This window comes from Erwinia papayae, assembly GCF_058241465.1.
Genome location: NZ_JBZCHT010000013.1, coordinates 974,839 through 1,000,751 on the forward strand (window position 1 = coordinate 974,839; position 25,913 = coordinate 1,000,751).

Annotated in this window: 29 protein-coding genes and 5 pseudogenes; 4 read left to right on the forward strand and 30 right to left on the reverse strand. The window is 50.9% G+C overall.

All coding sequences use genetic code 11. The annotated features are described in order from the left end of the window. Window positions 1-144: 144 nt before the first annotated feature. Window positions 145-2,325, reverse strand: coding sequence for a catalase/peroxidase HPI (katG, locus tag AC3RPL_RS20565; protein ID WP_490741381.1), 2,181 nt, complete (start codon window positions 2,323-2,325; stop codon window positions 145-147). Window positions 2,326-2,672: 347 nt separating this feature from the next. After that, window positions 2,673-4,025, reverse strand: a complete 1,353-nt coding sequence (gorA, locus tag AC3RPL_RS20570) for a glutathione-disulfide reductase (protein ID WP_490741382.1) — start codon at window positions 4,023-4,025, stop codon at window positions 2,673-2,675. A gap of 156 nt (window positions 4,026-4,181) precedes the next feature. On the opposite strand from gorA, the gene rnz reads away from it, so the two are divergent. Further along, window positions 4,182-5,096 carry a ribonuclease Z gene (gene rnz / locus AC3RPL_RS20575; RefSeq protein WP_490741383.1) on the forward strand — a complete coding sequence of 305 codons (915 nt, stop codon included), beginning with the start codon at window positions 4,182-4,184 and terminating at the stop codon, window positions 5,094-5,096. Window positions 5,097-5,136: 40 nt separating this feature from the next. Here rnz and AC3RPL_RS20580 read toward each other — a convergent pair whose 3' ends face one another. From AC3RPL_RS20580 to AC3RPL_RS20675, 20 genes are all read right to left on the reverse strand, one after another. Continuing rightward, window positions 5,137-5,979 (reverse strand): 23S rRNA (adenine(2030)-N(6))-methyltransferase RlmJ, encoded by an 843-nt coding sequence (locus AC3RPL_RS20580; RefSeq protein ID WP_490741384.1) that lies wholly within the window; start codon window positions 5,977-5,979, stop codon window positions 5,137-5,139. A gap of 268 nt (window positions 5,980-6,247) precedes the next feature. Continuing rightward, window positions 6,248-6,553, reverse strand: a complete 306-nt coding sequence (locus AC3RPL_RS20585; protein WP_490738530.1) for a DUF1889 family protein — start codon at window positions 6,551-6,553, stop codon at window positions 6,248-6,250. 65 nt (window positions 6,554-6,618) lie between these two features. Next, on the reverse strand, window positions 6,619-6,813 hold the full coding sequence (locus AC3RPL_RS20590) for a hypothetical protein (protein WP_490738529.1): 195 nt from the start codon (window positions 6,811-6,813) through the stop codon (window positions 6,619-6,621). Window positions 6,814-6,822: 9 nt separating this feature from the next. Next, window positions 6,823-8,490 (reverse strand): terminase large subunit, encoded by a 1,668-nt coding sequence (locus tag AC3RPL_RS20595; protein ID WP_490738528.1) that lies wholly within the window; start codon window positions 8,488-8,490, stop codon window positions 6,823-6,825. Further along, window positions 8,468-8,824, reverse strand: a complete 357-nt coding sequence (locus AC3RPL_RS20600; protein ID WP_490738527.1) for a phage terminase small subunit P27 family — start codon at window positions 8,822-8,824, stop codon at window positions 8,468-8,470. The genes AC3RPL_RS20595 and AC3RPL_RS20600 overlap by 23 nt, the downstream gene beginning before the upstream one ends. Window positions 8,825-8,999: 175 nt before the next feature. Further along, window positions 9,000-9,125 (reverse strand): hypothetical protein, encoded by a 126-nt coding sequence (locus tag AC3RPL_RS20605; RefSeq protein WP_490738526.1) that lies wholly within the window; start codon window positions 9,123-9,125, stop codon window positions 9,000-9,002. Between the two features lie 7 nt (window positions 9,126-9,132). Next, window positions 9,133-9,570, reverse strand: a complete 438-nt coding sequence (locus tag AC3RPL_RS20610; RefSeq protein ID WP_490738525.1) for an HNH endonuclease — start codon at window positions 9,568-9,570, stop codon at window positions 9,133-9,135. Continuing rightward, window positions 9,570-9,872: a head-tail connector protein gene (locus AC3RPL_RS20615; protein ID WP_490738524.1), complete on the reverse strand. Its 303-nt coding sequence runs from the start codon at window positions 9,870-9,872 to the stop codon at window positions 9,570-9,572. Before AC3RPL_RS20615 ends, AC3RPL_RS20610 begins: the two co-directional genes overlap by 1 nt. Beyond that, the gene (locus AC3RPL_RS20620) at window positions 9,869-10,204 is read right to left on the reverse strand and encodes a phage head closure protein (RefSeq protein WP_490738523.1); all 336 of its coding nucleotides are present in this window, start codon (window positions 10,202-10,204) and stop codon (window positions 9,869-9,871) included. The genes AC3RPL_RS20615 and AC3RPL_RS20620 overlap by 4 nt, the downstream gene beginning before the upstream one ends. Continuing rightward, window positions 10,201-11,415, reverse strand: a complete 1,215-nt coding sequence (locus AC3RPL_RS20625; RefSeq protein WP_490740994.1) for a phage portal protein — start codon at window positions 11,413-11,415, stop codon at window positions 10,201-10,203. Before AC3RPL_RS20625 ends, AC3RPL_RS20620 begins: the two co-directional genes overlap by 4 nt. A gap of 1 nt (window position 11,416) precedes the next feature. Beyond that, window positions 11,417-11,980 (reverse strand): HK97 family phage prohead protease, encoded by a 564-nt coding sequence (locus AC3RPL_RS20630; RefSeq protein ID WP_490738521.1) that lies wholly within the window; start codon window positions 11,978-11,980, stop codon window positions 11,417-11,419. A 51-nt stretch (window positions 11,981-12,031) separates the two neighbouring features. Then, on the reverse strand, window positions 12,032-13,204 hold the full coding sequence (locus tag AC3RPL_RS20635; protein ID WP_490738520.1) for a phage major capsid protein: 1,173 nt from the start codon (window positions 13,202-13,204) through the stop codon (window positions 12,032-12,034). Window positions 13,205-13,454: 250 nt separating this feature from the next. After that, on the reverse strand, window positions 13,455-13,781 hold the full coding sequence (locus AC3RPL_RS20640; RefSeq protein WP_490738519.1) for a DUF1493 family protein: 327 nt from the start codon (window positions 13,779-13,781) through the stop codon (window positions 13,455-13,457). Next, window positions 13,775-14,221: an STM2901 family protein gene (locus AC3RPL_RS20645; RefSeq protein WP_490738518.1), complete on the reverse strand. Its 447-nt coding sequence runs from the start codon at window positions 14,219-14,221 to the stop codon at window positions 13,775-13,777. Before AC3RPL_RS20645 ends, AC3RPL_RS20640 begins: the two co-directional genes overlap by 7 nt. Before the next feature lie 84 nt (window positions 14,222-14,305). Then, window positions 14,306-14,548, reverse strand: coding sequence for a hypothetical protein (locus AC3RPL_RS20650; protein WP_490738517.1), 243 nt, complete (start codon window positions 14,546-14,548; stop codon window positions 14,306-14,308). Between the two features lie 379 nt (window positions 14,549-14,927). Continuing rightward, the gene (locus AC3RPL_RS20655) at window positions 14,928-16,700 is read right to left on the reverse strand and encodes a DNA primase family protein (RefSeq protein WP_490738516.1); all 1,773 of its coding nucleotides are present in this window, start codon (window positions 16,698-16,700) and stop codon (window positions 14,928-14,930) included. Further along, entirely contained in the window at window positions 16,697-17,065 is a 369-nt protein-coding gene (locus AC3RPL_RS20660; RefSeq protein ID WP_490738515.1) for a hypothetical protein, read from the reverse strand. Before AC3RPL_RS20660 ends, AC3RPL_RS20655 begins: the two co-directional genes overlap by 4 nt. After that, the gene (locus AC3RPL_RS20665) at window positions 17,062-17,370 is read right to left on the reverse strand and encodes a hypothetical protein (protein ID WP_490738514.1); all 309 of its coding nucleotides are present in this window, start codon (window positions 17,368-17,370) and stop codon (window positions 17,062-17,064) included. Before AC3RPL_RS20665 ends, AC3RPL_RS20660 begins: the two co-directional genes overlap by 4 nt. Beyond that, entirely contained in the window at window positions 17,363-17,575 is a 213-nt protein-coding gene (locus tag AC3RPL_RS20670; protein WP_490738513.1) for a hypothetical protein, read from the reverse strand. Before AC3RPL_RS20670 ends, AC3RPL_RS20665 begins: the two co-directional genes overlap by 8 nt. Continuing rightward, window positions 17,568-17,771 carry a host cell division inhibitor Icd-like protein gene (locus AC3RPL_RS20675; protein WP_490738512.1) on the reverse strand — a complete coding sequence of 68 codons (204 nt, stop codon included), beginning with the start codon at window positions 17,769-17,771 and terminating at the stop codon, window positions 17,568-17,570. Before AC3RPL_RS20675 ends, AC3RPL_RS20670 begins: the two co-directional genes overlap by 8 nt. Window positions 17,772-17,916: 145 nt before the next feature. Here AC3RPL_RS20675 and AC3RPL_RS20680 point away from each other — a divergent pair, with 145 nt between their 5' ends. Continuing rightward, on the forward strand, window positions 17,917-18,099 hold the full coding sequence (locus AC3RPL_RS20680; protein WP_490740995.1) for a DUF3950 domain-containing protein: 183 nt from the start codon (window positions 17,917-17,919) through the stop codon (window positions 18,097-18,099). 330 nt (window positions 18,100-18,429) lie between these two features. Here the strand turns inward: AC3RPL_RS20680 and AC3RPL_RS20685 are convergent. The 6 genes and pseudogenes from AC3RPL_RS20685 to AC3RPL_RS20710 form a co-directional block, all read right to left on the reverse strand. Beyond that, a pseudogene (locus AC3RPL_RS20685) lies at window positions 18,430-19,173 on the reverse strand (phage antirepressor KilAC domain-containing protein); the annotation flags it as partial. Between the two features lie 27 nt (window positions 19,174-19,200). Next, window positions 19,201-19,503 carry a helix-turn-helix transcriptional regulator gene (locus tag AC3RPL_RS20690; protein ID WP_490741385.1) on the reverse strand — a complete coding sequence of 101 codons (303 nt, stop codon included), beginning with the start codon at window positions 19,501-19,503 and terminating at the stop codon, window positions 19,201-19,203. A gap of 164 nt (window positions 19,504-19,667) precedes the next feature. Further along, entirely contained in the window at window positions 19,668-20,441 is a 774-nt protein-coding gene (locus tag AC3RPL_RS20695; protein ID WP_490740996.1) for a hypothetical protein, read from the reverse strand. Then, on the reverse strand, window positions 20,434-21,663 hold the full coding sequence (locus tag AC3RPL_RS20700; RefSeq protein ID WP_490740997.1) for a tyrosine-type recombinase/integrase: 1,230 nt from the start codon (window positions 21,661-21,663) through the stop codon (window positions 20,434-20,436). Before AC3RPL_RS20700 ends, AC3RPL_RS20695 begins: the two co-directional genes overlap by 8 nt. Before the next feature lie 584 nt (window positions 21,664-22,247). Then, window positions 22,248-22,472, reverse strand: a pseudogene (locus tag AC3RPL_RS20705) (terminase TerL endonuclease subunit); the annotation flags it as partial. A gap of 2 nt (window positions 22,473-22,474) precedes the next feature. After that, window positions 22,475-22,822: pseudogene (locus AC3RPL_RS20710) on the reverse strand (hypothetical protein); the annotation flags it as partial. A gap of 300 nt (window positions 22,823-23,122) precedes the next feature. On the opposite strand from AC3RPL_RS20710, the pseudogene AC3RPL_RS20715 reads away from it, so the two are divergent. Both AC3RPL_RS20715 and AC3RPL_RS20720 read left to right on the forward strand, forming a co-directional pair. Then, window positions 23,123-23,814 (forward strand): annotated as a pseudogene (locus tag AC3RPL_RS20715) (hypothetical protein). After that, window positions 23,811-24,230, forward strand: a complete 420-nt coding sequence (locus AC3RPL_RS20720; RefSeq protein ID WP_490741386.1) for a hypothetical protein — start codon at window positions 23,811-23,813, stop codon at window positions 24,228-24,230. The pseudogene AC3RPL_RS20715 and the gene AC3RPL_RS20720 overlap by 4 nt, the downstream one beginning before the upstream one ends. Before the next feature lie 295 nt (window positions 24,231-24,525). On the opposite strand, the pseudogene AC3RPL_RS20725 reads toward AC3RPL_RS20720, so the two are convergent. Then, window positions 24,526-24,864: pseudogene (locus tag AC3RPL_RS20725) on the reverse strand (primase-like DNA-binding domain-containing protein); the annotation flags it as partial. 106 nt (window positions 24,865-24,970) lie between these two features. Beyond that, a complete protein-coding gene (locus tag AC3RPL_RS20730) occupies window positions 24,971-25,795 on the reverse strand; it encodes a CPBP family intramembrane glutamic endopeptidase (protein WP_490741387.1) in 825 nt (274 codons plus the stop codon). Between the last annotated feature and the right edge of the window lie 118 nt (window positions 25,796-25,913).

Genomic DNA, 25,913 nt, shown 5'->3' on the forward strand with positions numbered 1-25,913 from the left:
CAAGGTATTTTCGAAACAGGGAGAGATTTCAGCGGGGGATTATCGAGAATGGGGTGATCATGATATCACGTGGGGGCAGTGGCCGCTTTGTGCAGGTGACAGGCTGATAAGTCAGGAGGGGCGAGAGGCCCCTCCCGGTGAACGTTACGCCAAATCGAAACGATCCAGATTCATTACCTTGTTCCATGCCGCCACGAAGTCAGTAACGAACTTCTCTTTGGCATCACTGCTGGCGTAAACTTCCGCCACGGAACGCAGCACTGCGTTAGATCCAAATACCAGATCTGCGCGGGTAGCGGTAAATTTCACCTCCCCGGTGAGTCGATCGCGTCCTTCAAAAATCTCGTTGCTGCTGCCGGTCGCTTTCCATTCATTACCCATATCCAGCAGATTAACGAAAAAGTCGTTGCTGAGTATGCCCGCGCTTTGCGTGAACACACCATGCTGGCTGCCGTCAAAATTAGCGCCAAGAACGCGCAGGCCACCAATCAGGGCGGTCAGTTCAGGTGCGGTCAGCGTAAGCTGCTGCGCTTTATCAATCAGCAACTCCTCGGTAGAAGCACTATTGAAGACGCGACGATAGCTGCGGAAGCCATCAGCAGCTGGATTAAGCAGTTCGAAGAGATCAATATCGGTTTGATCCTGGCTTGCATCTACACGTCCTGCCGCGAAAGGAACGGAAATGTTAACCCCCGCGGCCTGCGCGGCTTTCTCAACGCCAACCACACCCGCCAGCACGATAATATCAGCCAGCGAAGCTTTGCCGGATGCCTGCTGGATGCCCTGCAAGACGGACACCGCACGCGCCACATTTGCATTCACCGGCCAGTCGCGTTGTGGTGCCAGCGCCAGTCTGGCACCATTTGCACCGCCACGTTTGTCACCACCCCGGAAAGTGGACGCTGACGCCCAGGCAACAGAAACCATTTCGCTGACGGACAGATCGGATTGCGCGATAGCCGTTTTCAGATTGTCAATATCTGCATTGTCAGGATGATGAACCGCCTGCGGCAGCGGATCCTGCCAGATTAACGCTTCTTTCGGCACTTCCGGTCCAATATAGCGAGCCAGAGGTCCCATATCTCTGTGAGTCAGCTTGTACCAGGCGCGGGCGAACGCTTCGTTAAACGCCTGTGGGTTGTTAAGAAAACGACGGGAAATTTTTTCGAATTCCGGATCGAAACGTAATGTCAGGTCGGTAACCAACATGGTTGGTTTACGTTTTTTAGCCTTATCGAATGGATCGGGAATAATTTCTTCAGCATTAACCGCCTCAAACTGAATGGCTCCCGCCGGACTACGTGTCTGCACCCACTCATATTTGAACAGGTTTTCGAAAAAGTAATTGCTCCACTGCGTCGGTGTTTGTGACCATACCACTTCCAGACCAGAAGTGATGGCATCTGCGCCTGAGCCACTTCCATGCGTGCTTGACCAGCCGAAGCCTTGTGATTCAATCGAGGCGGCTTCCGGATCGGCTCCGACATGACTGGTTTCGCCAGCACCGTGAGTTTTACCCAGCGTATGACCACCTGCAATCAGAGCAACAATCTCCTCATCATCCATACCCATATTGCCGAAGGTCGCCCGAATCGCCGGGGCTGCTGAAGCAGGATCGCCGCTGTGTTCAGGCCCTTCAGGGTTAACATAAATCAGACCCATTTCGGTGGCACCCAACGGAGCCTGGGCCAGAGATTCAGGATGGCGATGCTCCAGCCAGGTTTTTTCACTTCCCCAGTCCACATCCATATCCGGCTCCCAGACGTCTTCGCGCCCGGCACCAAAACCGAAGGTGCGAAAACCGGCACTTTCCAGCGCCACGTTACCCGCCAGAATATAGAGGTCAGCCCAGGAAATTTTCTGACCATACTTCTGTTTGACCGGCCATAGCAAGCGGCGGGCCTTATCAAGGCTGACGTTATCCGGCCATGAGTTTAATGGCGCAAAGCGCTGCTGACCGCGTCCGGAGCCGCCACGGCCATCGACAGAACGGTAGGTCCCCGCACTGTGCCAGGCCATACGGATGAAAAGACCGATATAGCTGCCCCAGTCGGCTGGCCACCACGGTTGAGAATCAGTCAGCAGTGCTTTGAGATCGCCTTTCAGCGCGAAATAGTCAAGCTTGCTGAACTCCTGACGATAGTTAAAACCTTTGCCCAGCGGATTAGAACGTTCAGAGTGTTGATTGAGCAGGTCCACGCGTAATTGATTGGGCCACCAGTCACGGCTGGTCGTGCCGCCACCCGCATGCTGTTCCTGTTTGCCCTGATGAAAGGGGCATTTTCCCGCAGCGGAGGTGTCTTGTGAATCGGTTGGCGTACTCATGAATAAGCTCCATTTTTTAAGATGTTCTGATGTCTTGGTACGATAAATGCCTTTCCGGATAAGTCCTACCTGTATAAAACTACGGGTGTGATAGTTAATTCCTTTCATTTTGTCGAGGATTACGGGACGTGACGGTCAGGGCATGACATTGCTTCCGCTGATAAGCGTAGGTCAATATGCAACTCGTTGCTTTGAACGGCATGATTGGGCGGGACGAAAAAAAGGGCCCTGATTATGGGCCCCGGTGTGACTGAAAATTCTCTCTGCGTCCCTGTTAAGCGCGCATTAACATGCGCTGCGTAACCGGCGAGAACTGCAATCAGCATGATTGCGGGCGAGAAGCTGAATCAGCGCATGGTGACAAATTCTTCCGCACCAGTCGGGTGAATCGCTACGGTATTGTCGAAATCTTTTTTGGTTGCGCCCATTTTCAGCGCCACCGCAAAGCCCTGCAACATCTCATCCATACCGTAACCGATACCGTGAATACCGACAATTTTCTCATCTTTTCCGACGCAAACCAGCTTCATACGGCACGGCTGGCGATGCTGCGTCACAGCGGTATACATGGCGGTGAAAGCGGATTTATACACTTTTACCTGGTCATCCCCGTATTGCTCACGGGCTTCGGGTTCGCTCAGGCCAACAGTACCAATTGGAGGATGGCTGAAGACCACGGTGGGGACGTTGCTGTAATCCAGGTGCTCTTCCGGTTTGTTATTAAACAGGCGTTCAGACAGGCGACGACCCGCTGCCACCGCGACCGGAGTCAATTCGACTGCGCCAGTGTTATCACCCACCGCGTAAATGCCCGCGACGCTGGTATTCTGATATTTATCGACGTTGATATAGCCTTTTTCATTCAGCTTTACACCGGTCGCTTCCAGGTTCAGATTATCAGTCGCCGGTTCGCGACCAATCGCCCATACCAGGCAATCAACGGTCTGCTCTTTACCGTTTTCCAGTTGCAGAGTCAGGCTGCCATCGGCATTTTTGATTACCGCCTTTGGCACAGACTCGGTGTGCAGCGTTGGGCCTTCGGTGTTCATCACCTCAACCAGCGTTTCAACGATCAACGGATCGAAAGAACGCAATGGGGCATGTTTGCGCACGAACAGATGAGTTTCAGAACCCAGAGCGTTGACCACGCCCGCAATTTCAACCGCGATGTAACCAGCGCCCACCACGGCGGTGCGTTTCGGCAGGGCATCCAGCTCGAAAAAGCCGTCAGAATCGATACCGTATTCTGCACCAGGCACTGAAGGCTGGCTGGGACGGCCACCGGTGGCAATCAGAATGTGGTCCGCAGTGATCTTCTCACCGTTAACTTCCACGGTGTGTGCATCAATAAAGCGGGCGAAACCTTTGATCACCTCAACCTTATTTTTGCCTAACACGTTGTCATAAGAGGTATGGATGCGGTCAATGTAGGCGCTACGATTTTTAACCAGCGTATTGCAGTTGAAGCTGTTTACGGTGGTATCAAAACCGTAGTCCGGGCCGTACTGATGGATTGCTTCAGCAATTTGCGCTGCATGCCACATTACTTTTTTCGGCACACATCCGACATTCACGCAGGTACCGCCCAGATCTTTTGCCTCGATCAGCGCGCACTTTTGTCCATACATGGCAGCGCGATTTACAGAGGCGATGCCGCCGCTGCCGCCACCAATAGCAAGGTAGTCATAATGTCTGGTCATCGGGAATGTTCCAATAAGTCGGTGAAGTAAACTGGCGTTAGTGTAGCGTTACTCGGGTCCATCCCGCAAAGATTGCACCTATGATTGCGATAGGGCGGAGTGCAGAAAAATCGGTAATAATCGGGGCTTGCTAAGCAACGCGCAGAGGGAAGACGGATGGAACTGTTATTTTTAGGAACCGGCGCAGGCACACCGAGCCGCCTGCGTAATGTCACCAGTATTGCCTTAAATCTACCGCCAGCGCGCGGTGGCAGTTGGTTGTTCGACTGTGGGGAAGGCACGCAGCATCAGATAATGCGCAGTCCGGTCAAGCCAGCCAGGCTGGAGAAAATTTTTATTACCCATCTGCATGGTGACCATGTTTTTGGCCTGCCGGGATTGCTGACCAGCCGGTCAATGAGTGGCAACAAAGATCCCATCACGCTTTATGGACCGCCGGGGATTAAAGCCTTTGTGGAAACCACCCTCAGTCTCAGCGGTTCCTGGCTCTGCTTTCCGCTGGAGATTGTGGAAATTACTGCCGGAGAAGTCTTCAACGATGAGCACTTCCGTGTAACAGCCTTTCCGCTGACCCATCCGGTCGAATGCTATGGCTTTCGTATTGAACAGCATGATAAGCCGGGAAGGCTTGATGCTGCGCGTCTGCTGGCTGATGGCATCAAACCAGGCCACCTTTTCCAGCAGCTTAAGCGAGGCAAAACGGTGACGATGCAGGATGGCCGGGTTGTCGATGGCCGCCACTATCTGGGGCCATCGGTTAAGGGGCTGACGCTGGCGATTTTTGGCGATACCGGCCCGACAGCTGCCGCAGCTGAACTGGCTGACAACGCCGATGTGGTGGTACATGAAGCCACCCTGGAGGTGGCAATGGAAGAAAAAGCCAATGGACGCGGACACTCTTCCACCGTGCAGGCTGCGACGGTGGCAAAACAGGCCGGAGCGAAAAGGCTGATTGTGACGCACCTCAGTTCGCGTTATCTGCGCGAGGATGATGAACGGTTACTGGCAGAGTGTCGGCAGATTTTCCCGCAAACAGAGATGGCGCACGATTTTTCGCTCTTCAGCTTATAACGCCACAGAAGCTGCCGGGAGCGTTACCCGGCAGCAAAGATTACTCCGGTACAATCCAGCTGACTTTAGTGTGCCCGGTGCCGCCGGGTACCAAATGCTTATGCAGCCACGGCAACACATTATTCATCTGCTGCTCCAGTTTCCATGGTGGGTTAATCACCACCATGCCCGATGCGGTCATGCCGCGCCGATCGCTGTCAGGCAGCACCGCCAGTTCGATCTGCAAAATACGACGGATGCCGGTGGCTTGCAGATCGGCAAACAGACGCTTAATCTGCTGGCGCAATACCACCGGATACCACAATGCATAGGTGCCGGTGCCAAAACGTTTATAGCCTTCCTGAATACCCTTCACGACCGCCTGATAGTCGCTTTTCATTTCATAGGGCGGGTCGATCAGTATCAGGCCCCGGCGTGAGGGTGGCGGTAGTTTTGATTTTAACTGCTGGTAGCCGTCTGCACGCTCGGTGCGGGCGCGTTCATCTTTCTGGAATTCATTACGCAGCAGCGGATAATCACTCGGGTGCAGCTCGGTCAGATTCAGTTTATCGCCAGCCCGCAGCAAATGACGCGCAATCAGCGGTGAACCGGGGTAATAACGCAATCTGCCGCCCGGATTCAAAGCCTTGATGCAGGAAATATAGCTGGCCAGCTCTGCCGGTAAATCATCCTGCTGCCAGATACGGGCAATACCTTCCAGATATTCACCTGTACGTTCAGCATGTTCGCCGCTCAACTGGTAGCGTCCGGCACCGGCATGGGTATCAAGATAAAGGAACGATTTCTCTTTCTCGTTGAGCGCATCAATGATCAGGCTCTGAACCGTGTGCTTGAGTACATCGGCATGGTTACCGGCATGAAAACTGTGTCGATAGCTGAGCATTTTTAAATATCCTGTTGAATTTAAATGGTTTTAATTTGTATTGAATCAAATAATTACAAATATTACCCCACGGATTACCCCACAGAACGGCGCACAGCAACGGATGCAGGAAAAAGCATGAGAACATTTTGAAGCAGGGGATTATATCAGGGATGGTTGCTGAATGGGCTGAAAGCATGGGAACAAATCGCTGCTGTGTATACCGTAGCCGGGTAACTTCGAACATAAAAAAGGCCGCAAAAGCGACCTGTTTAATATGATCTAAAACTTACTTCATGGCTCGTAACTCTGAGGTGATTTTATCACCAAGCCGCCCAGGGTATTTAATTACCACACGTCCACCAGCCCCTGTTCTTTCGGCAAGGTCAGCAAGTTCTTTCGAGTTTCGCTCTGCCCATCCTTTCGAACGCGCCCATTCTAAAATATCACTATGGTTAAAGGGAACACCTTCGCTTTTCAGGAATTTCAGCATTTCTTTTGTTCTGCTCTCATCCAGTGGATGAGCAAGCATTCCTGCCGATGAATTATTGATAACGTTTAAATGTTCTAATGCCTTTTCCAGTATCGGATTCATACTGGTAACCTCCTGTAATTAATCTAAACGTCTAATAAATTAGCACAAAGAACATACAGAAATCCCTACTTTCTTCGTGGTGAAGGTTTACGCCAGATATAAGTTTTGCTGGCTGAACGCTCACGGTCTGCCCTGCGGCGCTGTGCGGTCAGTGCACGGTAGAGGGTTTGCCGGATAATCAGGCGGTCTGTGCAGTCCAGCTCGCAGCCATCCTCCCGCATGGCTCCGGCCAGTGCTTCAGCAATGTTTTTGTGCGGCATGGATAATCCTCAAATCCCGGTAAAAGTTGCCAGGCGCTGCTTATGGGCCTCGGACATATCAAAGCTGAAATCTTCATGCTCGGCCTGCCATGTGCCGAACGCCATTAATCCCGCTATCGCCGGGTCTATCTTGTTGGCCGATTTCTTTTTGTTCGGCTTAATGTTCGCGTTGGCGTCAGACTCCATCACCACGTTACCAATCGCCCAGGCCAGAACCGGATCGCCGTTGTGCCGTATAACCCTGCGGTTTACGAACACCTCCAGCGACTTCGCTACCGGGCTGAACTTCAGATAGGTCTGCGGGAACGGCTCCACGTCGAGGCCCGCGCCCTGTAGCTGGGTGCGTAAGTGCGTGGCGTTCCAGGTATCGAAGCCTACCAGCTTTATTCCAAACACCTCAGCATCACGCAGAATATCGTCACGGATGCGGTCATAGTCGATGCAGTCACCCGGCGTGGTGCGTATCCAGCCCGATTTAGCCCACTGGCGGTAAATGGCGCGATTTTTATTGGCTACGTTGTTCAGCTGCGCTTCTGGCAGGTAGTGGCGGGTCAGCAGCCGGATTTTCCGGTCAGACGGGAACGCATAGCAGACGCTGGTAATGTCTCCGGTAGATGACAGGTCAAGCCCGGCGTAACACTCCATTCCGGCCAGGTCAGACTCGCTGTAATCGTCCTTGCAGGCGTCCCATGCGCCGGACCCCATCCACGGCGTGGCACCCTGGCACCAGATATTAAAACGCTTTGTAAGCATTTCAACCCACTGCGAGGGAATGCCTCTGGCCTTCTGGATGGTGTCAGCCAGCGCCGCACCGTCAACGGAAATATCCAGATTGGGATTGGCCTTTATCCACAACGCCGGGGAGTCTATCTCGCTTTCGTCATCCAGCTCGTAAATCAGGGCAAACAGTGATTCGTTAGTTTCCTCTCCGGCCAGTATCTGGCAACAGTAATCGTAATGCTGCTTACAGGCTGATACCACGTTGCTGCCTGCGGTGGTAATGGCGAACAGAATACCCTCGGGCCGTGCGCCCATGCCCAGCTCAAGCGCGGAGTAAACGCCGTTATCCGGGTGCAGGTGGTACTCGTCCACAATCGCCAGGCTGGGGTTAGTCCCTTCGATGGTCGCTGCTTTGGCCGCCAGTGGCCTGAGCAGGCTGTTGGACTTCGCGTAAATCATTTTATGCTGCTGAATGGTCAGGCGTTTTTTCAGCGGCTTTGATAACAGGCACATCTGGCGGGCATCGTCGAACACGATACGGGCCTGATCCCGGCTCACGGCGGCGGTGTAAATATCCTGCTGCCCGTGCTCCATCACCAGAAACCAGTTAGCCAGCATTGCGGCCACGGTGGATTTAGCGTTCTTGCGCGGCACCTGAATATAGGCGCTCTTGTATTTCCGGCGTCCGGTTGCTTTCACCCGGAAGCCCAGCAGGCAGGCAAAAGCGAACTGCTGCCACGGTTCCAGCATAATCGGCTGGCCGCGCAGCGGGCCTTTGACGTGCGGACAGAAGGCTGAAAACGCTATAAACCGCTCAACATTCTCAACGTCAAATGTATAACGGGGGTCTTTCAGGTCTGAAAAATACCGTTCCACTGCCTGTTTAACCCGTTTACAGGCCGGAATTACACCACTTTTAATGTCGCTGGCGTACTTATTCCAGGGCTGACAGTCCATCTTTCTTTTCCACGTTAACAGGTGTCCGGTTACGGCTTACCGGGTCAAAGCCCAGCAGTGCCGACATTTTTATCATGATTTTTTCAGCATCTGATTTCGCCTTCAGGGCCGGATTACTGGTGGTGGCACCCCGGGAACCCTCAACAGAAAACCCGCGCTGGGCAATATCTTCAACAGCCTTCCGGTACATTGAGTAGTTGACGCAATACAATTCCAGGCTGTTCCAGTCGGCAGGCGTCAGATCACCACGATCCGCCAGCTGCTTAGACTTTGCCTTCCACTGCTGTACCGCAATATCATCCAGATAGATGGGCGGTTTTGGGGGTCTTGCCATAATTTGTTGTTTCCCTGTGACTTTCTGCTGTTAAAAAAAATGCCGCGCGTAAAAATTTGAGGGAGCGGGTGGTGCCACCGGGTCAGGGTGTTGTCATGCCGGACACCCCCACCCTCCCGATGATAATCGTTCTCATTGATATAGTTGCATCTGCAATCATTTCACTCCTGAACGGTCAGCGGTTGCGTATCGCCTCCCGAATATCACGATCACGCTCTGACGTTCGCCTGCGCGGGCTGGCGTGCTGTCTGCGGGTGAACTGCTCACGGCTGCGGGTCAGTGCGGCCACAAGCTGCCTCATCTCCTGCTCAGTCATGGGTATACATCCAGTCGTTACGGTGACGTGCGGCTTCTTCCTGCTCACGGTACTTACCTGCCTTACGCTGCTGCTTGGTCACCGGGTCTGTGGTTGTGGTCTTGCGGGAGTGACAGGAATGACATAGCGGCTGATGATTGCTGGCAGGCCAGAACAGCACATCATCGCCACCTTCAATAGGGATGATGTGATCAACAATGGTTGCAGCCGTATAGATGTTCAGACGGAGGCAGTGAACACATAACGGGTTAGCCTTCAGAAAGACCAGTCGATACTTATCCCATTCAGGCGTATATCCCCGTTCACGGCGTCCGTCTCGTCTGGCGTTCTGCTGTCTGGATGCCGCCCGCTTATGGGTATCGCATTTGCCTGACTTCACCCGGACATTACAGCCAGCCTCACTACAGCGGCGTAAGGGTTGCCACGGCATCAGTACACTCCCACATCGCGATAGACTGACCACAGCGCGGATATAGCCATCGATACTTCGCTGGTTTCCACTTCACTGATAGTGGTGCGGTATTCATACAGCTGTGAGACGTACATCATGCAGCCCACCTTCAGGGCAGGATTGAAAGCAATCTGCGGCGGCTCGGTGTCAAAGCGTTTGCCGATATGCTTCTGACAGACCTCAAGCGCGGCGGTGATATAGGCCTCAATCAGCGTGTCTTCATAGTCATCATCAATGCGGCAGTGCAGCTTTGCCTCTGCCAGCGTGATCAGTTCACTCATGGCTTAACGCCTCCTTTGCATAACAGTTCAAGCCGCGTGTTCTTTTCATCCGGCAGGGCTGACACCACGGCATAACCCTGTCTGGTCTGGCCTTTCTGCTGCCAGAGTATCCTGCTGGCGCTGGTCACATCGGCCCGGTAGCGTATCCACATGCGAAAGGTGACCTCTGATTTTTCCGCACCGCTGGCGATAACCTCATGCCCGCTCACGCCTTTCACCTCGGCCCATACGGTGGCAGTGTCTGTCCATACCTGCTGAATCTGCCCGGACGGCAGGCGCTTTGACTTGAAATTCTGAATGGTCACGCGGTGACGCATGGTTCCGGCTCTCACTGTTCAGCCTCCCCGGACTTCTTCACGCTGAACTCCTGTTTCCATGCCTGGCTGAACTCGTCACCACCTTCACGTGGGGGCATCCCTTCGCGTTCGCGGGCTTCGTTAGGACACATCACGCCGGACTTAATGCCTTTCTCATAGGTGGCATAACGATCGGTAGGTGTGGCGCGGAGAAGATCGGCAGAGTCGAATTCCATCTGATACCGGATGCCGGGAACGGGCGAGGCCACCAGCAGGGAGGATTTAATCTGCTGCTCAAAGTTGGCAAGCCACGGACGCATGGTTATTGTAAGAAAGGCACGGCTGGCCTCACTGAAATTGCTGTAGGTGCTGTTGCCGTATTCCTGAAGGAAGATTGGCGACACGTTGAACATGCGGGCAATGTCTTCAATCGTGAAGCGTCGGGAGGCCAGCCATTCGGCATCCTGATTGCTCATGCCAAGCTGTTCGTACTCCATGCCACCTTCGAGGATGGGTGTTTTTCCGGCGTTCTTCGCACCTTTGTAACGCTCCAGTGCGTCCAGCGCCTGCTTGCCCTTCACACTATCCAGCCAGTCCTTTGATTTGACGATACCCGCTGCCATCATGCCATCTTTCATGATGCTGGCCCCGTGCCGCTGCTGGGCAAGACCAAGACCCAGCGTTTCCCGGCAGATGGTGATCGGCGAACGGCCCAGAAATCCATCGTCCGTGGCATAACGCAGATGCAGGATTTCTTCCTGTAGATAGGTGCGCACCGTGCCGCTGTAGGGTTCGGTAATGGTGTATTTATAGCGATGTTCGGCAATGCGCTCCGGCACCACTGCGCCGGGTACATACGGATATAATGATTGCGGTTGTCCATCACGGCCCCATTGGATCACCGCGTAGGCGTTACCGTTCAGCAGGCAGTGGCGCATCATGGTACGTTTGAACTGGTAGGCGGTCTGGCAGTCGTTGGGCGCTTCGTTCAACAGGTGATCCACCGGGTGACCGTCCAGCCATTCACGCGCTTCACGGCCTTTATCATTACGGACTTTATACAGATAGCAGGGCATTGTTGCCACGGCCTCACTGATTACCGCCACGGCATTCATCACCGCAGGCAGAGACTCCGCTGTACCCGCAGACACGTATTCGCCTGAACCGGTATTGGGAATCCCTGCCATCGCCAGAAACTCATCAATGGTCATGCTCCGCTGCTCGTCTTTTCTGCGAAAAGGCCACATATCACAACCCCGCCAGTTCGGCCTGACGGCGGCGCATGTCCAGACTCAGGCCAGCCAGCGAAGGATGCTGTGACAAGAGAGAACGGCGGGCGATCTCCACACTGCTCTCTGTGTAGGCGGGCATACTGGTGACGGTGATCTCCCGCAGCTCGGCGGCGGTCACGGTGCGGACATAGGGCGAGGCGGCAACGTTCCATTCCTCATTGAGCGCTCTGAAGCCGAAGGACATTCCGGAGATATCGCCACGCTCCACCAGCGTAAGCACATCGCGGCCCAGCTGAGTATCGGGTGGCGTCAGCTCAAAGCGCAGTCCGGTATTGTCTTCGGTGAGGATCAGAGTGCCGGACGTGGTGCGCCCCAGCAGCTGGGTATAATCATGTTCGTACAGTGCGCGGCAGTCAGTACCGCTGGCGAGACTGGCCGCAAAGGCACCGGGTGCGAACTGTTCTACAAACTCGTCCCAGATAACCTCTGACAGGCTGTTGTAACGGACGGCATAGCCCACCAGCTTTTTATCGGCGGCGCTCAGTTCAGAGGTGCGGATTTCAAAATCATTATTTTTCATGGGTCAGACTCCAGAAGGCAGGAAAGGGGCCGCAGCCCCTGAATCATCGGATCAGGAACCTGAACCCGGAATTTCCAGTACCTTGATGGCGTTGGAGTCCACCAGCCCGCCGCCCAGGTATTTATCGGTGTGCACCTTGTAGAACCCCGGTTCGGTAATGTTGTCCGGGCGGGTACGCACTCCGGTAGTGTGATCCACGATGTAGTAACCGCGCCTGAAGTCGCCCACGGCCAGCACCGGTTCGCCTGCTGCTGCATCGCTCATGTTTTCAAGGTAGTAAACCGGACGGCCCAGCAGCAGATCAGGGGAACCCTCAGTCAGACGATCACGCCAGATGTAGTCACCGTTACCGTTCTTCAGCTTTTGAAGGGCAGCGGCTGAACTGGAGTTCATCACCCATACGGCATTTTTGCGGTATTTGGCCTTCAGCTTAAACAACAGGTCGATCAGCTCGTCAGCAACGGGCGAGGCTCCGGCAGTCTCCATTTTCTCCAGCGTACCGAACGGGCGGGTTTTGTCGCCAGTGGCCGCGCGGGGATAGGACAGGAAGCCTTTGGACTTTTTAGCCCCGTCTCCGGTCAGCAGGTCGGTTTCTTCGGTTTCGGTGAAGGTGTCGCTGATTTCAGATGACAGCCAGCCCAGAATATCCACATCGCTGAAGTCCAGAATTTCCTGGGTGGTCTTCGGATAGGCATAGATCGGGAACAGCTTAATGCTTACTTCTTCCAGCTTTGGCGTACTGGTTTCGGTACGGGCCACACCTTCTTCGCCGTGATTCACTACTGCACCGCCCACGGATACCATCTTTTTATATTCATTGCTGCTGGTGGTCTTCACGGTGGCGATCTGACGCATCACGGAATCATCGGTCAGCTGGCGCATAATCTCTTTGTCGAGATCGGGAATAACGGTATAGCCGCCATCGGAGCCAACCGCAGTGGAAAGGGCGCGGGTTTCGCCTGTCAGGATGTAGTGACGCAGCTCGTCGTTAGAGACTTTTTTACCGTCCACTGGCTTACCCGGCTGATTGCGTTCTTCATCGGCCAACGCTTCAAGGCGGGAAATATCAGTATCAAGGGATTCTGCTCTGGCGCGGAGTTCATCAAACTGTTTACCCTCGTCAGCGTTCAGGTTGCGTTTTTCCTCAGTGGCTTTATCCATGATGGAGCGCATCCGGGTTTTGAGGGCGGTTTTCTCCTGGCGGAGTTCAAGCAATTTTTTCATGTCGTGGTTTCTCGTAACGTTAAATGTTGAGACGTGAAACCAGTCCGGGAATAGGGAGGCCGCTAAATCTTTTTCTGCATCCCACAGGCTGCACTCGCTACAGCTTGATTTAACGGCCAGTGGCGGCTCACGTCTGAGTGCCACTTTTCAAGATATACATGAAAAATATAAAGAAAACCCCCGTCAGAGACAGGGGTAATCACGGGTAAACATGGGTACGAATAATTTACAAAATTATTTATCTAACTGCTCAGTCATAAAGCCAGCGCCCCGCTTCGGCTGATTCAGCAAACATCCTGACCGTGAGCGGTTTCTTTTCTTGTTTAAGAGGTTTACTGGTAAACCACTTGCGGAAGAACCAGGGCGTAACCCACGGATAATATTTGTTCATATCCATTGCAGATAAATCAATACCGAAATGATGCCCGAACTTATCAAGAGTAGGAAATAGATCTTCTTGTTCCGTGTATTCCTGAAGAATATCATCCATTCCCACAGCATTACTTTTAGTTGGAAGCAAGCCTAATATGGGCAACTCATCCTGAAAAAAAGTGAGGACCTCATTTTCAGTTACCATACTTTATCACCATCTCGAACTATACGATTATAAGTGGTCATCGTTTTAAATGTGATTTGGGCGAAATCATTCGCGAGTAGTAGCCAGCCGACTACCGGCACCGTTCTTCCAACAAATGCCCCCAGGTTATTCACATACATGGGTTTTAAAAGTTTAATGCTTTTATTCGTGATAGTGGGAAGCCTGAATGGCAAATGTATATCAAGATACTGACGGGACATTTTAGAGGCTATCGAAGTCCCTTTGGTTGCCGCACCCGGCTTAGCACGAGTTTTCAGTAAGGGTAACCCAAGGATAATGCTGCTGACAGCGACTAAATCATGTATGCCGTATTGCTCATCAATTTTATCCAGAAATACCCAGAAGAATAATTCTCCCGCAGAAAGGTTGGGAATACCGTTATAGAAGTACGTCCCGTTAAGTTCTTCAACCGTATCCATACATGCTCCTTGCTAATGATTTAGCCTATCTTAGATCACTTTGTTACAGTTGGGACAGGTCAAATGCTTTTTTTGGCAAAGGCTTCAACCCTGCCCCTGCATCTTTTCCCTGTACTTCTGAAGGTGGGCTATCAGCGCATCAAGCTGTTCACGGTTTGTGGCGAAGATTTCCTCAGAAAAAGTGCTTCTCACAAAATCATGGTGATCTATCCAGAAGAAAGCGCCATCAGCCAGCACCTGCTGATAGTGAGGTAAGTCCATTGTCGGAATGTCGGTGATACCGTAGTGATCATAATGGTCACGAATTTCTTTAAGCGTTTTTGGCATTTTAAAACTCCGGTTAAAGGGCCAGTTGTTGCTGGTACAGGTTTTTCACAAACGTTATTCCCTCTCATTCAGGAAGCGTTTGACGGTGCTTAAACAAAAAATAAAACACAGAAAAATAAAATTTATGCGTTTAAGTGTCTACCTGTCTACCGCAGCGATATTTTACATTTAATTCAGTAGGTTAAGTGGTAGGGAGTTGACCTTTTAAGTGTCTACTACTGTCTACCGACTCTCTACCTTTTGTATATAAAACAATCAAAAAGTAGACACGGTAGACACTTTAACCCTTAGTGTCTACCAACTGTCTACCGTACTAATTAACTGATTTATAGATGATTATTTTCATCAGTAGACACGGTAGACACTTAAACCAGTTATTTTAATTTTTTACATCTGTATCGGGGAGTCCTGAGGCAGCAGGGAGCCAGCCGTCAGCATCGTCACCCAGCAGAATATTGGAAATGGTTCTGCCCTTATCGGCCCCTCTGGTGCACTGCTTACGCTTGTACTCTTTGCCGTACTCAGACATTGCCCCCGGCATATCCGTACCGAAGCGCGTCAGGGAAACAGGCTTGCCCAGGCCATGCGCGGACATATACGCCAGATAGGAGTGGTAGAGGTAACGCCTCGGACTGAACGGCACCATTTCAGCATTGCCCACAATCATTCCCTCGCACTCAACCATAGCCATCAGATAGCCGCAGAAGTCCACCAGGGAATCTCCCTCACGCTTGATAGCCAGCGCTTCTTCGGACTTCTGCTGCTCAAACAGTAAACGCTTTGCCTCTGACTGATCAGCAAACCGGGTGAGCATATGGCGAATGATAACCGGAAGCTCTGACTCTATTTTCTCCGTCAGCAGCGGATCACGCTCGTTCTCAGGCACCACCTGTGAGAAGTTGAATATCACCCTGCGCCGGGATATGCCGCCGCTACGGTCACTGAACGTCATAGCGTTATTGTTTACGGCCAGAATCACCGCAGGGATACGGGTGGAATAGGGAGCTTTATGTTTCGGATCGATAGCCACCTTATCACCGCCAGTGATCGCCTTGATGCCTGCGCCGTCACCTGCATAGCGCGTCATGTCCGGCATAATGATTAATGAGTAGCCCACGACAAGCGCTCTTTCCCTCGGTTCCTCCAGTGCTTTCATGCTGGCCGATACGGTATTGGCCTTGCCTGCAAGCATGGTGCAAATCTCAGCCATGACGCTCTTACCACTGCCACCAGCCCCGGTAACCTCAAGAAACAACTGCCAGTCAAAGCGGTTGGCCATAACCATATAAAGTGCGGCCAGAACACGATCCGCTTTACGGCTGTTGCCTCCGGTTGCCCAGGTCAGCCACTTCCAGAACGCCGGGGCATGGCTCTCCAGTGTCTCGCCATCCTGCTGCGGCACAAAATCCACATCACTGGCGATCAGCAGCCAGTCTTCCCGGTTGTGTTCCCTGAAAACCCCAGACCGGGTATCAAAAACCCCGTTGCGAAAACCAATCAGATTACGGGCAGTGATCCCCATAAGTGGCAGACTCAGCTTCATCGTATCAACGGCGTTCCTCGCGGTTGGCATCGAATAGGGTACATCTGCCTCAATGAAAATAGCGGCCATCTCCCGCGTCAGTTCCTTATCGTTCAGCGGTTGCCACAGAATTCCGGTGTAGTGATGAACGGTATTTGAATCATCATGAAGCGACAGAAGGCCATCATAGTGACTAAGTAACACCTCCCCTCGCTGGCTTGGTCCCATATGCGCCAGAGAAGATGTGGCCGCATCAGCCACACGTTTCTTTTTCTTCTCCGGTTTTTCAGGTGGGAATACCCGGTTGATCCGACTGGAATCGGTCAGAACAGCTTTAACACCGTCATTGCCAATCAGATCGGCCACCAGCTCTATACGGTTTTTCTTCTGCGCGGCTTTGTCGGTCATCAACAGGCCGTTTTCGCTCAGTTCCTCATAGGTAACCCCGGCACCAACCACAAAGCCCTTCAGGCGTTGCGCCAGTGCGCCGTATGGCGTGGATTTATCCTTGTGCCGCGCTGCTGCGGCCACCGTTTCTTTTTTGTCCAGTACGTGACCATTTATCCAGCTGTAAACGCAGGTGAACAGCGCATCAGACATTTCTTCATGCGTGATTGCGGTATCTGTCATTTCGGTATCCCCCCGCTCATCTGGAATTTGCCAATCAGTGGGTGATACCAGTACGCCGAACCATATTTACGTTTGGCCGCTTTAAGTACAAGCCGTGCCGCCTCCCTGAACTTCTCATCGTGGACCAGATAGCCACCAGCTTTGTGTTTAACTATCATCACGCCGGTGTTCTGTGCCAGCTCCTCAGCTTTCTTCGTCGAAATACCATATTCAGCCGCAAGTGTTGATACAGGGGACATGCCAGGCGGAATTTCACCACCCTGTGTAGCCACCAGCGATTTAATTTTTGAGTCAAGTTCATCCACACGCTGAAGCAAAGAATCAACACGACCAGACAGCTCATTAAATTTTACATTGCTGATCATTGGCGCTTCTCCCTTTTGGCCTGGCTGATAGAGTGCTTACAGTTCTCAATGGTAGTGCCAATAGCAGCCTGAAAATTACCCAGGCACCGCAGTAACAAGCCAATATTGAACATGTCAGAACGCATTGAATTTTCGCCATAATCACTATTTTCAGAGGCGTGATGCATCAGATCACCGATGGCAACAATGCCAGAACAAAGCGTATCTTCAGCCTCTTCCGCCAACCTCAGCACATCTTTAGCATCATTACTGGTGATGTTGTAATAAGTGTTGATGAGCTTTTGCATACCATGCATATCAGCCATGCTTCACCTCCATATCTCCAAGCTTCTCCAGTGATCTACTCACGTTTATGGCAATAGCCTGAATACCGCCAATTGCTGCAAGAACATCCCCGCTATCCATTTCAATGCCGTGCTGCTCTACAGCTATCAGCAGGGCGTTTATATGATGCATGGCGGTGCAGGCCAGCTTGTAGTGATGGTTTTGGGCTACTGTGCGATTAGACATGGTGCACCTCCTGAAGCGGCAAACGTGCAGCCAGCGAGAGGATGAAGTGTGGTGCCAGAATGCGGCGGGCTTCGCGTTCTGTGGGAGCCTCAACGGACAGGCGGCACAGTGTGGCGTTCTTATCGTGACGGTTAAGTGCCAGAAAGCGCCAGGTGTAGAAATGCCGCCCTTGCGGGTGTGTGGTATGATCTTTCATAGCTGCCTCGTTACTTGTTCTAACGGTGGTGGTTAGAGGCCCGTTAGTGCTGGTAACACTTCCGGGCTTCGCTGTATTTAATGGTTGCACAAAAACATCGTGGTACGTACCATTGGGTTTCATCCTATAATACCGGTACGTACCAGTGCAAGATAAAATTACCAAATCTGCTTTCGAACGTTCAGGCAGCACAAAGAAAAATATCCGCTTCGAAGACTCACTTTTACAGCAAATTGATTCAGAAGCTGGCCCCGGACAATTTAGCGCCTGGGTTAAAGAGGCTTGCCGGGACAAGCTCCGCAATTTAGGCATCGAACCAAAGGGATAAGTAATGAAAAAAATAGTCTTGGTGTTAGCCGCAGTAATAATCGCGCTTATTATCTTTAAATCCTGTTCTTCCTCACATTTAGTGTGTGGGAGTAAAGAACATGATTTGTTGCGCCCAACCTGTGAGAAGCTTGTTGGCACAGAGCCAAACGGCTGACCGTTGCTCACATCTGAGCATCCCTCCCGGCAGGCTAACGCCATTTTTGGCGCTTGGACTTCGCTCGAATTAGCAGCTATATCAGGATTGACCAGAATGATCAGTGTGCTATCCTGGCCCTGAGTTAATTCTGTTCTGCTCCACTGGCGACCCTGCAAGGTCGCCTTTGTTTTATTAGGCTCCCGCATTTCGACCTCCCAGCATCCCAGCCTCAAAAAGTTTTTTAGCCATCCACTGAATACCTTTTGGCGTAAATTTCGCTTGGATGAATGCATGCCCATTAGTCATGTTCTCGCCAGTTTTGACAGTAAAGCGCCCGGACTCGATGTGATGGGCGTAAGGTGTCAATTTTCCTGCCAGCGCATACATGATCCCTTTATCAATCAGGAAGCGGCGCAACAAAGTCTCTTTGATGTTCAGAAGTTTTGCCGCTTCCCTGAATCCCATGCTTCCAGAGGCATTTACGAACCGGTCAACGAAATCAGCTTTTGGTGCTGTCTCCTGCAACTGGATTTCAAGGCGCGTGGCTTTCTCTGCCATATCAGCGGCGAGGCGCAATGCTTCGGGAAGTGACTGAGGAATAGCAGCGGCCTTCGCTTGTCGTTCGCAGTTGATGAAATACCGGCGAACCTCTCTGCCCTTATCGTTGCGCTCAACCATTGCCAGTTCTTTACCCATATCTGTGGTGATCAGGTAATCATGTTCAAGCTGTTGGCGATATTTTGCGCTCCCCGAAACGGGGGAGCTCAAATTTTCCACAACTATGAAATCCACACCCGCTGTAAATCCGTATTGGTTGACGCGTCCCTTAATCCATGTAGTGAAGTCGCGGCCAACCTCCAGAAAGGCATGCAGCTTTTTGGCGCTGGCGAGGGATGCAATCTCGCCGCCAATGTTTCCACGATGGATGGGTACCAATTGATTTAAATTCTGCATAGTGCCCCCTTAAGCCGATTTGCGGCTGTATGGGTTGTTGACGTTATTTACTGCCGGTGGATTACGTACCCACCAGAGAACATCAGAAAGGAGCCAAGCACAGCTATTTCGACCAAAGTGACAGCGTGCGGGAAAGCGGCCTTCCTGCTCCATCTTCCAGCGGGTAGATCGGGAAAGGCTGGTGATTTCCACGCACTCATCCTCACGAATGCGCTTGTCGTATTTGAAAGCGTACTCATTGAGAATAGTGCGGCGTTGCTCAGGAGTCGGGGGGGTAAATTGTTGAGCTTGCGCAGGTGCATTATTTGACATGTTTACTTCTCCGTTTTGGTGTTATGGAGATTGTGCAGTGTCAAAAATGATTATGTAATTTGCGCTAAACCTCTATAAATCGCTATTTATACATCATTGGCACAAAAAGCGATTCTTATGTCGATTAAGCAACATTGGCATAAAACAGGGGTTTTCATATGGTTTTACGCCAATGGCTTACCTGACTTTGTAATGCTGACCACTGTCTCGATATCAATTTCAATGTTGAGAAAAATGCTGCTTATAACGGCTGTGATGTTATATAGAGACTCACCAAAAAAGTCTTTGAAAAAATCACTTAAAGACCTGACAAAATAAGTCTTTTCGGGATTGTCACCTTTTCTTTTTATTACCGATGCTGGGCTATATTCTGCGGCCTTTCTGCTCAACGAATCAAGAACAGAGCTTACATGCGGCCCATTTACTCCAACAGAACTCCATACATTTGAAATTCCTAAATCGTTTTCAGTTTTATCAAAGTAAAAGCCATTTCCTTCTGAGCAATATTTTTCAAGGGTAAAATTCATCATTTTTAATCTATCATTGCCTTCCCACTTATCTTGGAAACTTCGAACGAAAACCCTATGATTCATGAAAGATGTGACTGAAATGTCAACTGGCGTACCCTCAATCTCCAACGAGAGCAGCCTGGAAAGTTCAGAAATCCTTTTTAGCTTAGCCATCTTGTTTCTATGGGTTATTAAATCCCATTCACAAGGGCCTTTATTTAACAATTCTATCTTCTCTGTCAGACTCGCAAAGAAAAAGTATGGCATTTCCTTAGAATTGGCTCTTTTTGAAAGTGCGCTCCAGACGAAAGACATTCGCTCATCAAAAATTAACTTACCCGCTATGTCCTTACATTCACCAATATTAATAAGTTCAGACTCATAATATCTTATCATTTCATCGTGAACATAATCAGGATAGTTATTCATCTCCACCAGCCTTAAGTAATACTACGTTTCTGTGATTACCGGCCAGAACATCGAGACGTTCAACCCATTTATTCAGTGCATCCAGTTTTTCGGGCAGGTATTGACTACGGTTGTACACGGCCATTACCCCGCCCAGCGAGTGCCCCAGAAGCAATTCAACGATGTGTGGCGGTATGCCTAAATCATTCATTCCGGTTGAAAAGGTGCGGCGCAAGTCATGAAGTCGCCAGTGCTCAGCGTGATCAAGCCTGTGCGCTATGTATGCTCCCACCTGGCTAACGGCGGTGTTTTTCTTCAGCTCGCCCAGCAGGTAACCACTTCGTTTATTTTCTTCCAGAAGTTGGGTAATCAACGGCATCAGTTTGTCAGGTATCGGCCTGATAATTTTCTCTCCGGTTTTACTGTGGTTCTCTGGCACTGTCCAGAGCCGGTCTTTTAAATCCCATTCGCCGGGTGTTGAAAGTCTCAGCTCTACCGTTCTGGCACCAAACACCAGCAGCAAATAAACGATATTTTGATAATAAGGCGCAAAGAAATCTGTATTCAGGGCGGCAAGTAGATCGCGCAATTCACGACTGGATAGAACGCGCTTGCGGCGATTAACTTTGACGCCTATATCCTGCATTGTTAACCCGTCCAGAACGTGACTAACCGCATAGCGGCGAACACGGCAAAATTTAAATGCCTGCTGTGACATCTGTAGAAGCATTCCGGCAATGCTTGGGGCTGTTTTCTTTGTTCGGGCAAGGCAGGTAAGCCAGTGATGCGTTTCGCAGTCTGAGAGTGCCATATCGCCAATGTGGGGGAAGATGTGATTATCAAATCGCTCGCGGTATCGAACATCATTAACCAGATTCCCATCGACATACTGAGTGAGCCAGTAATCTATGGCATCTTTCACCGTGACGGGCTTTAACGTGGTTTGCCTGTCAAGCTTTAGCATACGTTGCGGATCACGCCCTTCTGCCAGCCACTGGCGGCACTGGTCACGCATTTCACGCGCCTTTGCCAGACTCAGATCGGGATAACGGCCAAGTGTTGCCAGTTTTGCCTCTGTCTCACGGCCACCCAGGCGATATTTATACAGCCAGGTGATTGATCCCGCTTTCGTGACGCGCACCATCAATCCGGCACCGTCAGAAATCTTTGTAAGCCTCTCCGCTGGTACGCCAAGTAAAGCACGTAACTTTTTGTCACTGAGCCGATTGATTGACGTTGCCATCTTCAGTTCTTAACCGTTTTCGTTACCCCACCGATTACCCCACAGTTTGCCGCATAACTGCGCAAACGTCAAAAAACACTGGAACAATATACAGTGTGGTTTTGAGGTTAACTTATTGATAAACATACAAACTAGGTAAGCATGAGAAAGCATTAAAACCAGAAATGAAAATCGTGTCGATAGCTGAGCATTCTTATTTATCCTGTTGATTTTACAAGGCTCTGATTGATGGTAATCAATTTACTATAATGATTGCCCACGAATTACCCCACAGAACGACGCACAGCAACGGATGCAGGAAAAAGCATGAGAACCCTTTGAGGCGGAGGATTATATCAGGGATGCTCGCCGGATGGGCTGAAAGCATGAGAACAAATCGGGGCTTTTGGCGGTTTTGCTGTACCACCTGTACCATTATCAGCGGCGGGGACTGGTGGGTTTGGTTCCATGTGTATGGGCTGCTGGCTGAACGTTCACGGTCTGCCCTGTGGCGCTGTGCGGTCCGTGCTGCCCAGCTCGCAGCCATCCTCACGCATGGCTCCGGCCAGTGCTTCAGCAATGTTTTTGTGCGGCATGGATAATCCTCAAATCCCGGTAAGAGTTGCCAGGCGCTGCTTATGGGCCTCTGACACATCAAAGCTGAAATTTTCATGCTCTACCTGCCAGGTGCCGAACGCCATTAATCCCGCTATCGCCGGATCTATCTTGTTGGCCGATTTCTTTTTGTTTGGCTTGATATTGGCGTTGGCGTCAGACTCCATCACCACGTTACCAATCGTCCAGGCCAGAACCGGATCGCAGTTGTGACGGATACCCATACGGCATTTTTGCGGTATTTCACTTTCAGCTTGTAAATCAAATCAATCAGGTCATCAGACCGGACGCTATCGACAACCATTTTCTCCAGCGTGCCAAACGGACGGGATTTATCATTTTTTCCGCTGACCGGTTTGCCGGGTTCGTTGCGTTCTTCATCGGCCAGCACTTCAAGACGGGACATTTCAGTATCATGGGTTTCGGCCTGGGCGCGGAGTTTGTCGAACTGCTTACCCTCGTCGGCGTTCAGGTTGCGTTTTTCCTCAGTGGCTTTATCCATGATGGAGCGCATCCGGGTTTTGAGGGCGGCTTTCGCCTGGCGAATTTCAAGCAATTTTTTCATGTTGTGGTTTCTCGTAACGATAAGTGTTGAGACGTGAAACCAGTCCGGGAATGGGGAGGCCGTCAGTAGTGAGGAACGCTATGTCAGGAGCGAGGCAAACCTGACGGCTCACGTCTGAGTGCCACACATCAGGATATAGATGAAAAACAGAAAGAAAACCCCCATCAGAGACGGGGGTAAACACGGGTAATCATGGGTACGGATAATTTACAAAATTTGATACAGTGAGCAGGAAAAATACGTGACTTAACAAGTTAAGCAATATTTTATTAAATTGTCCGATGGAATAATCATAAGGAAATGAGCAAACGAAGTGAGATTATCGATCCAAGCGAGTACAGAAAAGGTGTGACCGGATTGATGTATACAGAGCTACCTGGTTGGATAGACCCTGGACATGCTCTAGGTGGTGACATTACCAGAACGCTATCCAAATTCCGCAGGGAGAGATGAGCCGTAAACCTTATTATCTGGTTCAGTACGAACAGATCATGCGGGCCGGAAAGTTTGCCACGGGGCGTTATATTGGCTGGAATATCAAGCGAGGCCGCTCTCAGCATGAGATACACAGTATTCTTCTTGCCATGGTTATGCGCACCGCCGTCCTTTTCGGAAACTGGCAGGCTCAGCCCTAGTTTAGCTGGTACACCGATAGTGGGTTCAGTGGTGAAGACCTCGTGTCCGATCCACTGGGCTTTTACAGCGTGGTACGCCCGATGAATTATATCAATATGATCCAACCAGTCAGCAAAGAAGCAGCTCTAAGGCGCTGGGATCACTATGGCCCTATAGGTAATTTCAAGAACAAAGGTTTTAAGCCTTTATTGTTTCCAGATCCTCCAATAGAAAATGTTCCACTGACCCCCTACAAAGCGAACCTTCCAGGCTTTATGACCGCAATAACACCCTTCACTGACTTCAGATCAGGTATTGTTCGCATCATTGATAAAGCCTCTATCCTGAACGAATACCGGGGGTTTAGCATACCATGAGAAAAGTAATCTTCAGAATATTGGGCATTCTGTTAATCCTGCTTGTAGCAATTGAGCTAACCACTTGTAGCATTCAATCTAAAGCCGAAAGGGGGGAAGGATACAATCAAAGCGACTCCATTTTATATCATATAATCACGGACAGTGATATTAAAAAAGCCCCTCGTATCAGCCATGATTATTATTTCAAATACCAGGCCCGCGATGGCTCAGCAGCAGAACAGAGTACAATTATTTTTCGTAAAACCACTGATTCATCATCTCTGAAACCGTACCTTGCAACGCTAGGTTATCACTTTGCAGTAAAAGAAGGTGATAGCGAACATTGGGAAAAAAATAGCTCAGCGTCCTCCAGCTACTATCTATGGGTCAACAGAGAAACGAATGAAGTTGGTCTTTCGAAAGCAACATACTGAGCAACAGTAAATCAGGAAAAATAAAGTTTATGCGTTTAACTGTCCACCTCTCCACTTTTGAGTTTTTATTATTTTTTATCAGATAATTAAGTGGTGGTCAGTTATTTTTTAACTCTCCGTAAGTCTCCTCTCTGACCCTCCACCCTCTTCTTTTGTTAAAAAGTGGAGAGGTGGACAGTGAGTGGAGAGTTATTATTAAAGTCTCCCCATTAACTTAATGTTTTATTCCTTGAGGTGGATAGTAGGGGAGACTTATTTAATTACTTTAATTTTCAAGCACTGCTGCCAGAGGGAGTCACTCGTCAGCATCACTGTTCAGGCTAATGTTGGAGCGCATATTCCCCCTGGTGCTTTTCTTCCTGGGATACTCTTTCCCGTACTCGGCCATAGCCCCAGGCATATCCGATCCAAAGCGGGTTAATGACACCGGCTTGTTCAGGTCATTACTCTGCATGTACGACAGATAAGCATGGTAAAGGTATTTCCGGGGGCTGAATGGCACTACAGAAGCATTGCCAATAAACATGCCGTCACACTCTACTGAGGCCAGCAGATACCCACAGAAATCCACCAGCGAATCACCCTCACGCTTAATGGCTAATGCCTCCTCTGATTTCTGCTGCTCAAACAATATGGATGGGCTGAAAGCAACTGAACAAATCGGCACGATTTGCCGCAGGCAGAGAGGTCGGGCGGTAAAGGTGGCGGACAGGCACCCGTCCGCACGATAAGATCGTCTGTTATGCCGGGTGGTGCTGCCAGACAGGGTAGGTAAAAAACAGCAAATGCAGCAGGTTAAAGCAAAAATGGACCAGCGCAGCCAGCCAGACTCGTCCGCTCCACAGCCAGGCGAGGCCGTAAATGATCCCGCTGAGGGTGGCAAAAAATACCAGTAGCGGGCCACCGGCAATATGCGCCAGACCGAACAACAGTGCTGCAAGCAATAATCCCCAGATATTGCCCATCAACTGGCTGAGTCGTTGCTGAATATAGCCACGGAACAGGGCTTCTTCTGCCAGCGAGACAAAGAACAGATTGGCCAGCATAAATGAACCCAGCCACTCAGGGGCGTGAAGCTCCACGCGCAGCCCGCCTGAAAGCGTGGCGACCAGCAACAACATCGGCATCGCCAGCAGCAGTACCAGCCACCACAGCGAATTGGCGGGAGAAACGGCTGGGCGTCTGAGCAGGGTTGGCATGCAGGCCAGCAGCAGGAAAGGGATCAGCGCTTTGTCCAGATTGTACCAGAAGCTGAACGGCGCACTTTCTGGCCCGACTTTTACCGCCTGCACAACCTGATGGTTGTTGAATCCAGGAACCAGATGCAGCATCAGTGCCAGCGATGCGGCGACCAGAATAAACTCCGCTGCCCTGCCCGCCACAGAGTGCTCACTGGCCTTCACACGATAAATTGCCACCGCCGCCAGCCCTGCCAGTGCCACCAGACCTGGCAGTTGTAGCGTATGGTTGAAAATCCCAACGGCCAGCGTCATTGCCAGCAGAGCCAGTGATATGCGCAGGTGAAACGGTAAAAAGAATAATGAGGCGGCTAACAGATACCACATAGTGAACGCTCCCTGTGAAATAAACAGTCATACCAACATAGCGGCGGAAAAAGTATGCTACCAGGCGGCCTCTCAGGCAAGCGCGCTGCCCTGCCTTGATTTTCGCTACACTTAGCCT

Bases quoted from the DNA above. Each gene is read 5' to 3' on its own strand.
- katG (WP_490741381.1), bottom strand. From the start codon at position 2,325: ATGAGTACGCCAACCGATTCACAAGACACCTCCGCTGCGGGAAAATGC.
- gorA (WP_490741382.1), bottom strand. From the start codon at position 4,025: ATGACCAGACATTATGACTACCTTGCTATTGGTGGCGGCAGCGGCGGC.
- rnz (WP_490741383.1), top strand. From the start codon at position 4,182: ATGGAACTGTTATTTTTAGGAACCGGCGCAGGCACACCGAGCCGCCTG.
- AC3RPL_RS20580 (WP_490741384.1), bottom strand. From the start codon at position 5,979: ATGCTCAGCTATCGACACAGTTTTCATGCCGGTAACCATGCCGATGTA.
- AC3RPL_RS20585 (WP_490738530.1), bottom strand. From the start codon at position 6,553: ATGAATCCGATACTGGAAAAGGCATTAGAACATTTAAACGTTATCAAT.
- AC3RPL_RS20590 (WP_490738529.1), bottom strand. From the start codon at position 6,813: ATGCCGCACAAAAACATTGCTGAAGCACTGGCCGGAGCCATGCGGGAG.
- AC3RPL_RS20595 (WP_490738528.1), bottom strand. From the start codon at position 8,490: ATGGACTGTCAGCCCTGGAATAAGTACGCCAGCGACATTAAAAGTGGT.
- AC3RPL_RS20600 (WP_490738527.1), bottom strand. From the start codon at position 8,824: ATGGCAAGACCCCCAAAACCGCCCATCTATCTGGATGATATTGCGGTA.
- AC3RPL_RS20605 (WP_490738526.1), bottom strand. From the start codon at position 9,125: ATGAGGCAGCTTGTGGCCGCACTGACCCGCAGCCGTGAGCAGTTCACC.
- AC3RPL_RS20610 (WP_490738525.1), bottom strand. From the start codon at position 9,570: ATGCCGTGGCAACCCTTACGCCGCTGTAGTGAGGCTGGCTGTAATGTC.
- AC3RPL_RS20615 (WP_490738524.1), bottom strand. From the start codon at position 9,872: ATGAGTGAACTGATCACGCTGGCAGAGGCAAAGCTGCACTGCCGCATT.
- AC3RPL_RS20625 (WP_490740994.1), bottom strand. From the start codon at position 11,415: ATGTGGCCTTTTCGCAGAAAAGACGAGCAGCGGAGCATGACCATTGAT.
- AC3RPL_RS20630 (WP_490738521.1), bottom strand. From the start codon at position 11,980: ATGAAAAATAATGATTTTGAAATCCGCACCTCTGAACTGAGCGCCGCC.
- AC3RPL_RS20635 (WP_490738520.1), bottom strand. From the start codon at position 13,204: ATGAAAAAATTGCTTGAACTCCGCCAGGAGAAAACCGCCCTCAAAACC.
- AC3RPL_RS20640 (WP_490738519.1), bottom strand. From the start codon at position 13,781: ATGGTAACTGAAAATGAGGTCCTCACTTTTTTTCAGGATGAGTTGCCC.
- AC3RPL_RS20645 (WP_490738518.1), bottom strand. From the start codon at position 14,221: ATGGATACGGTTGAAGAACTTAACGGGACGTACTTCTATAACGGTATT.
- AC3RPL_RS20650 (WP_490738517.1), bottom strand. From the start codon at position 14,548: ATGCCAAAAACGCTTAAAGAAATTCGTGACCATTATGATCACTACGGT.
- AC3RPL_RS20655 (WP_490738516.1), bottom strand. From the start codon at position 16,700: ATGACAGATACCGCAATCACGCATGAAGAAATGTCTGATGCGCTGTTC.
- AC3RPL_RS20660 (WP_490738515.1), bottom strand. From the start codon at position 17,065: ATGATCAGCAATGTAAAATTTAATGAGCTGTCTGGTCGTGTTGATTCT.
- AC3RPL_RS20665 (WP_490738514.1), bottom strand. From the start codon at position 17,370: ATGGCTGATATGCATGGTATGCAAAAGCTCATCAACACTTATTACAAC.
- AC3RPL_RS20670 (WP_490738513.1), bottom strand. From the start codon at position 17,575: ATGTCTAATCGCACAGTAGCCCAAAACCATCACTACAAGCTGGCCTGC.
- AC3RPL_RS20675 (WP_490738512.1), bottom strand. From the start codon at position 17,771: ATGAAAGATCATACCACACACCCGCAAGGGCGGCATTTCTACACCTGG.
- AC3RPL_RS20690 (WP_490741385.1), bottom strand. From the start codon at position 19,503: ATGTCAAATAATGCACCTGCGCAAGCTCAACAATTTACCCCCCCGACT.
- AC3RPL_RS20695 (WP_490740996.1), bottom strand. From the start codon at position 20,441: ATGAATAACTATCCTGATTATGTTCACGATGAAATGATAAGATATTAT.
- AC3RPL_RS20700 (WP_490740997.1), bottom strand. From the start codon at position 21,663: ATGGCAACGTCAATCAATCGGCTCAGTGACAAAAAGTTACGTGCTTTA.
- AC3RPL_RS20720 (WP_490741386.1), top strand. From the start codon at position 23,811: ATGAGAAAAGTAATCTTCAGAATATTGGGCATTCTGTTAATCCTGCTT.
- AC3RPL_RS20730 (WP_490741387.1), bottom strand. From the start codon at position 25,795: ATGTGGTATCTGTTAGCCGCCTCATTATTCTTTTTACCGTTTCACCTG.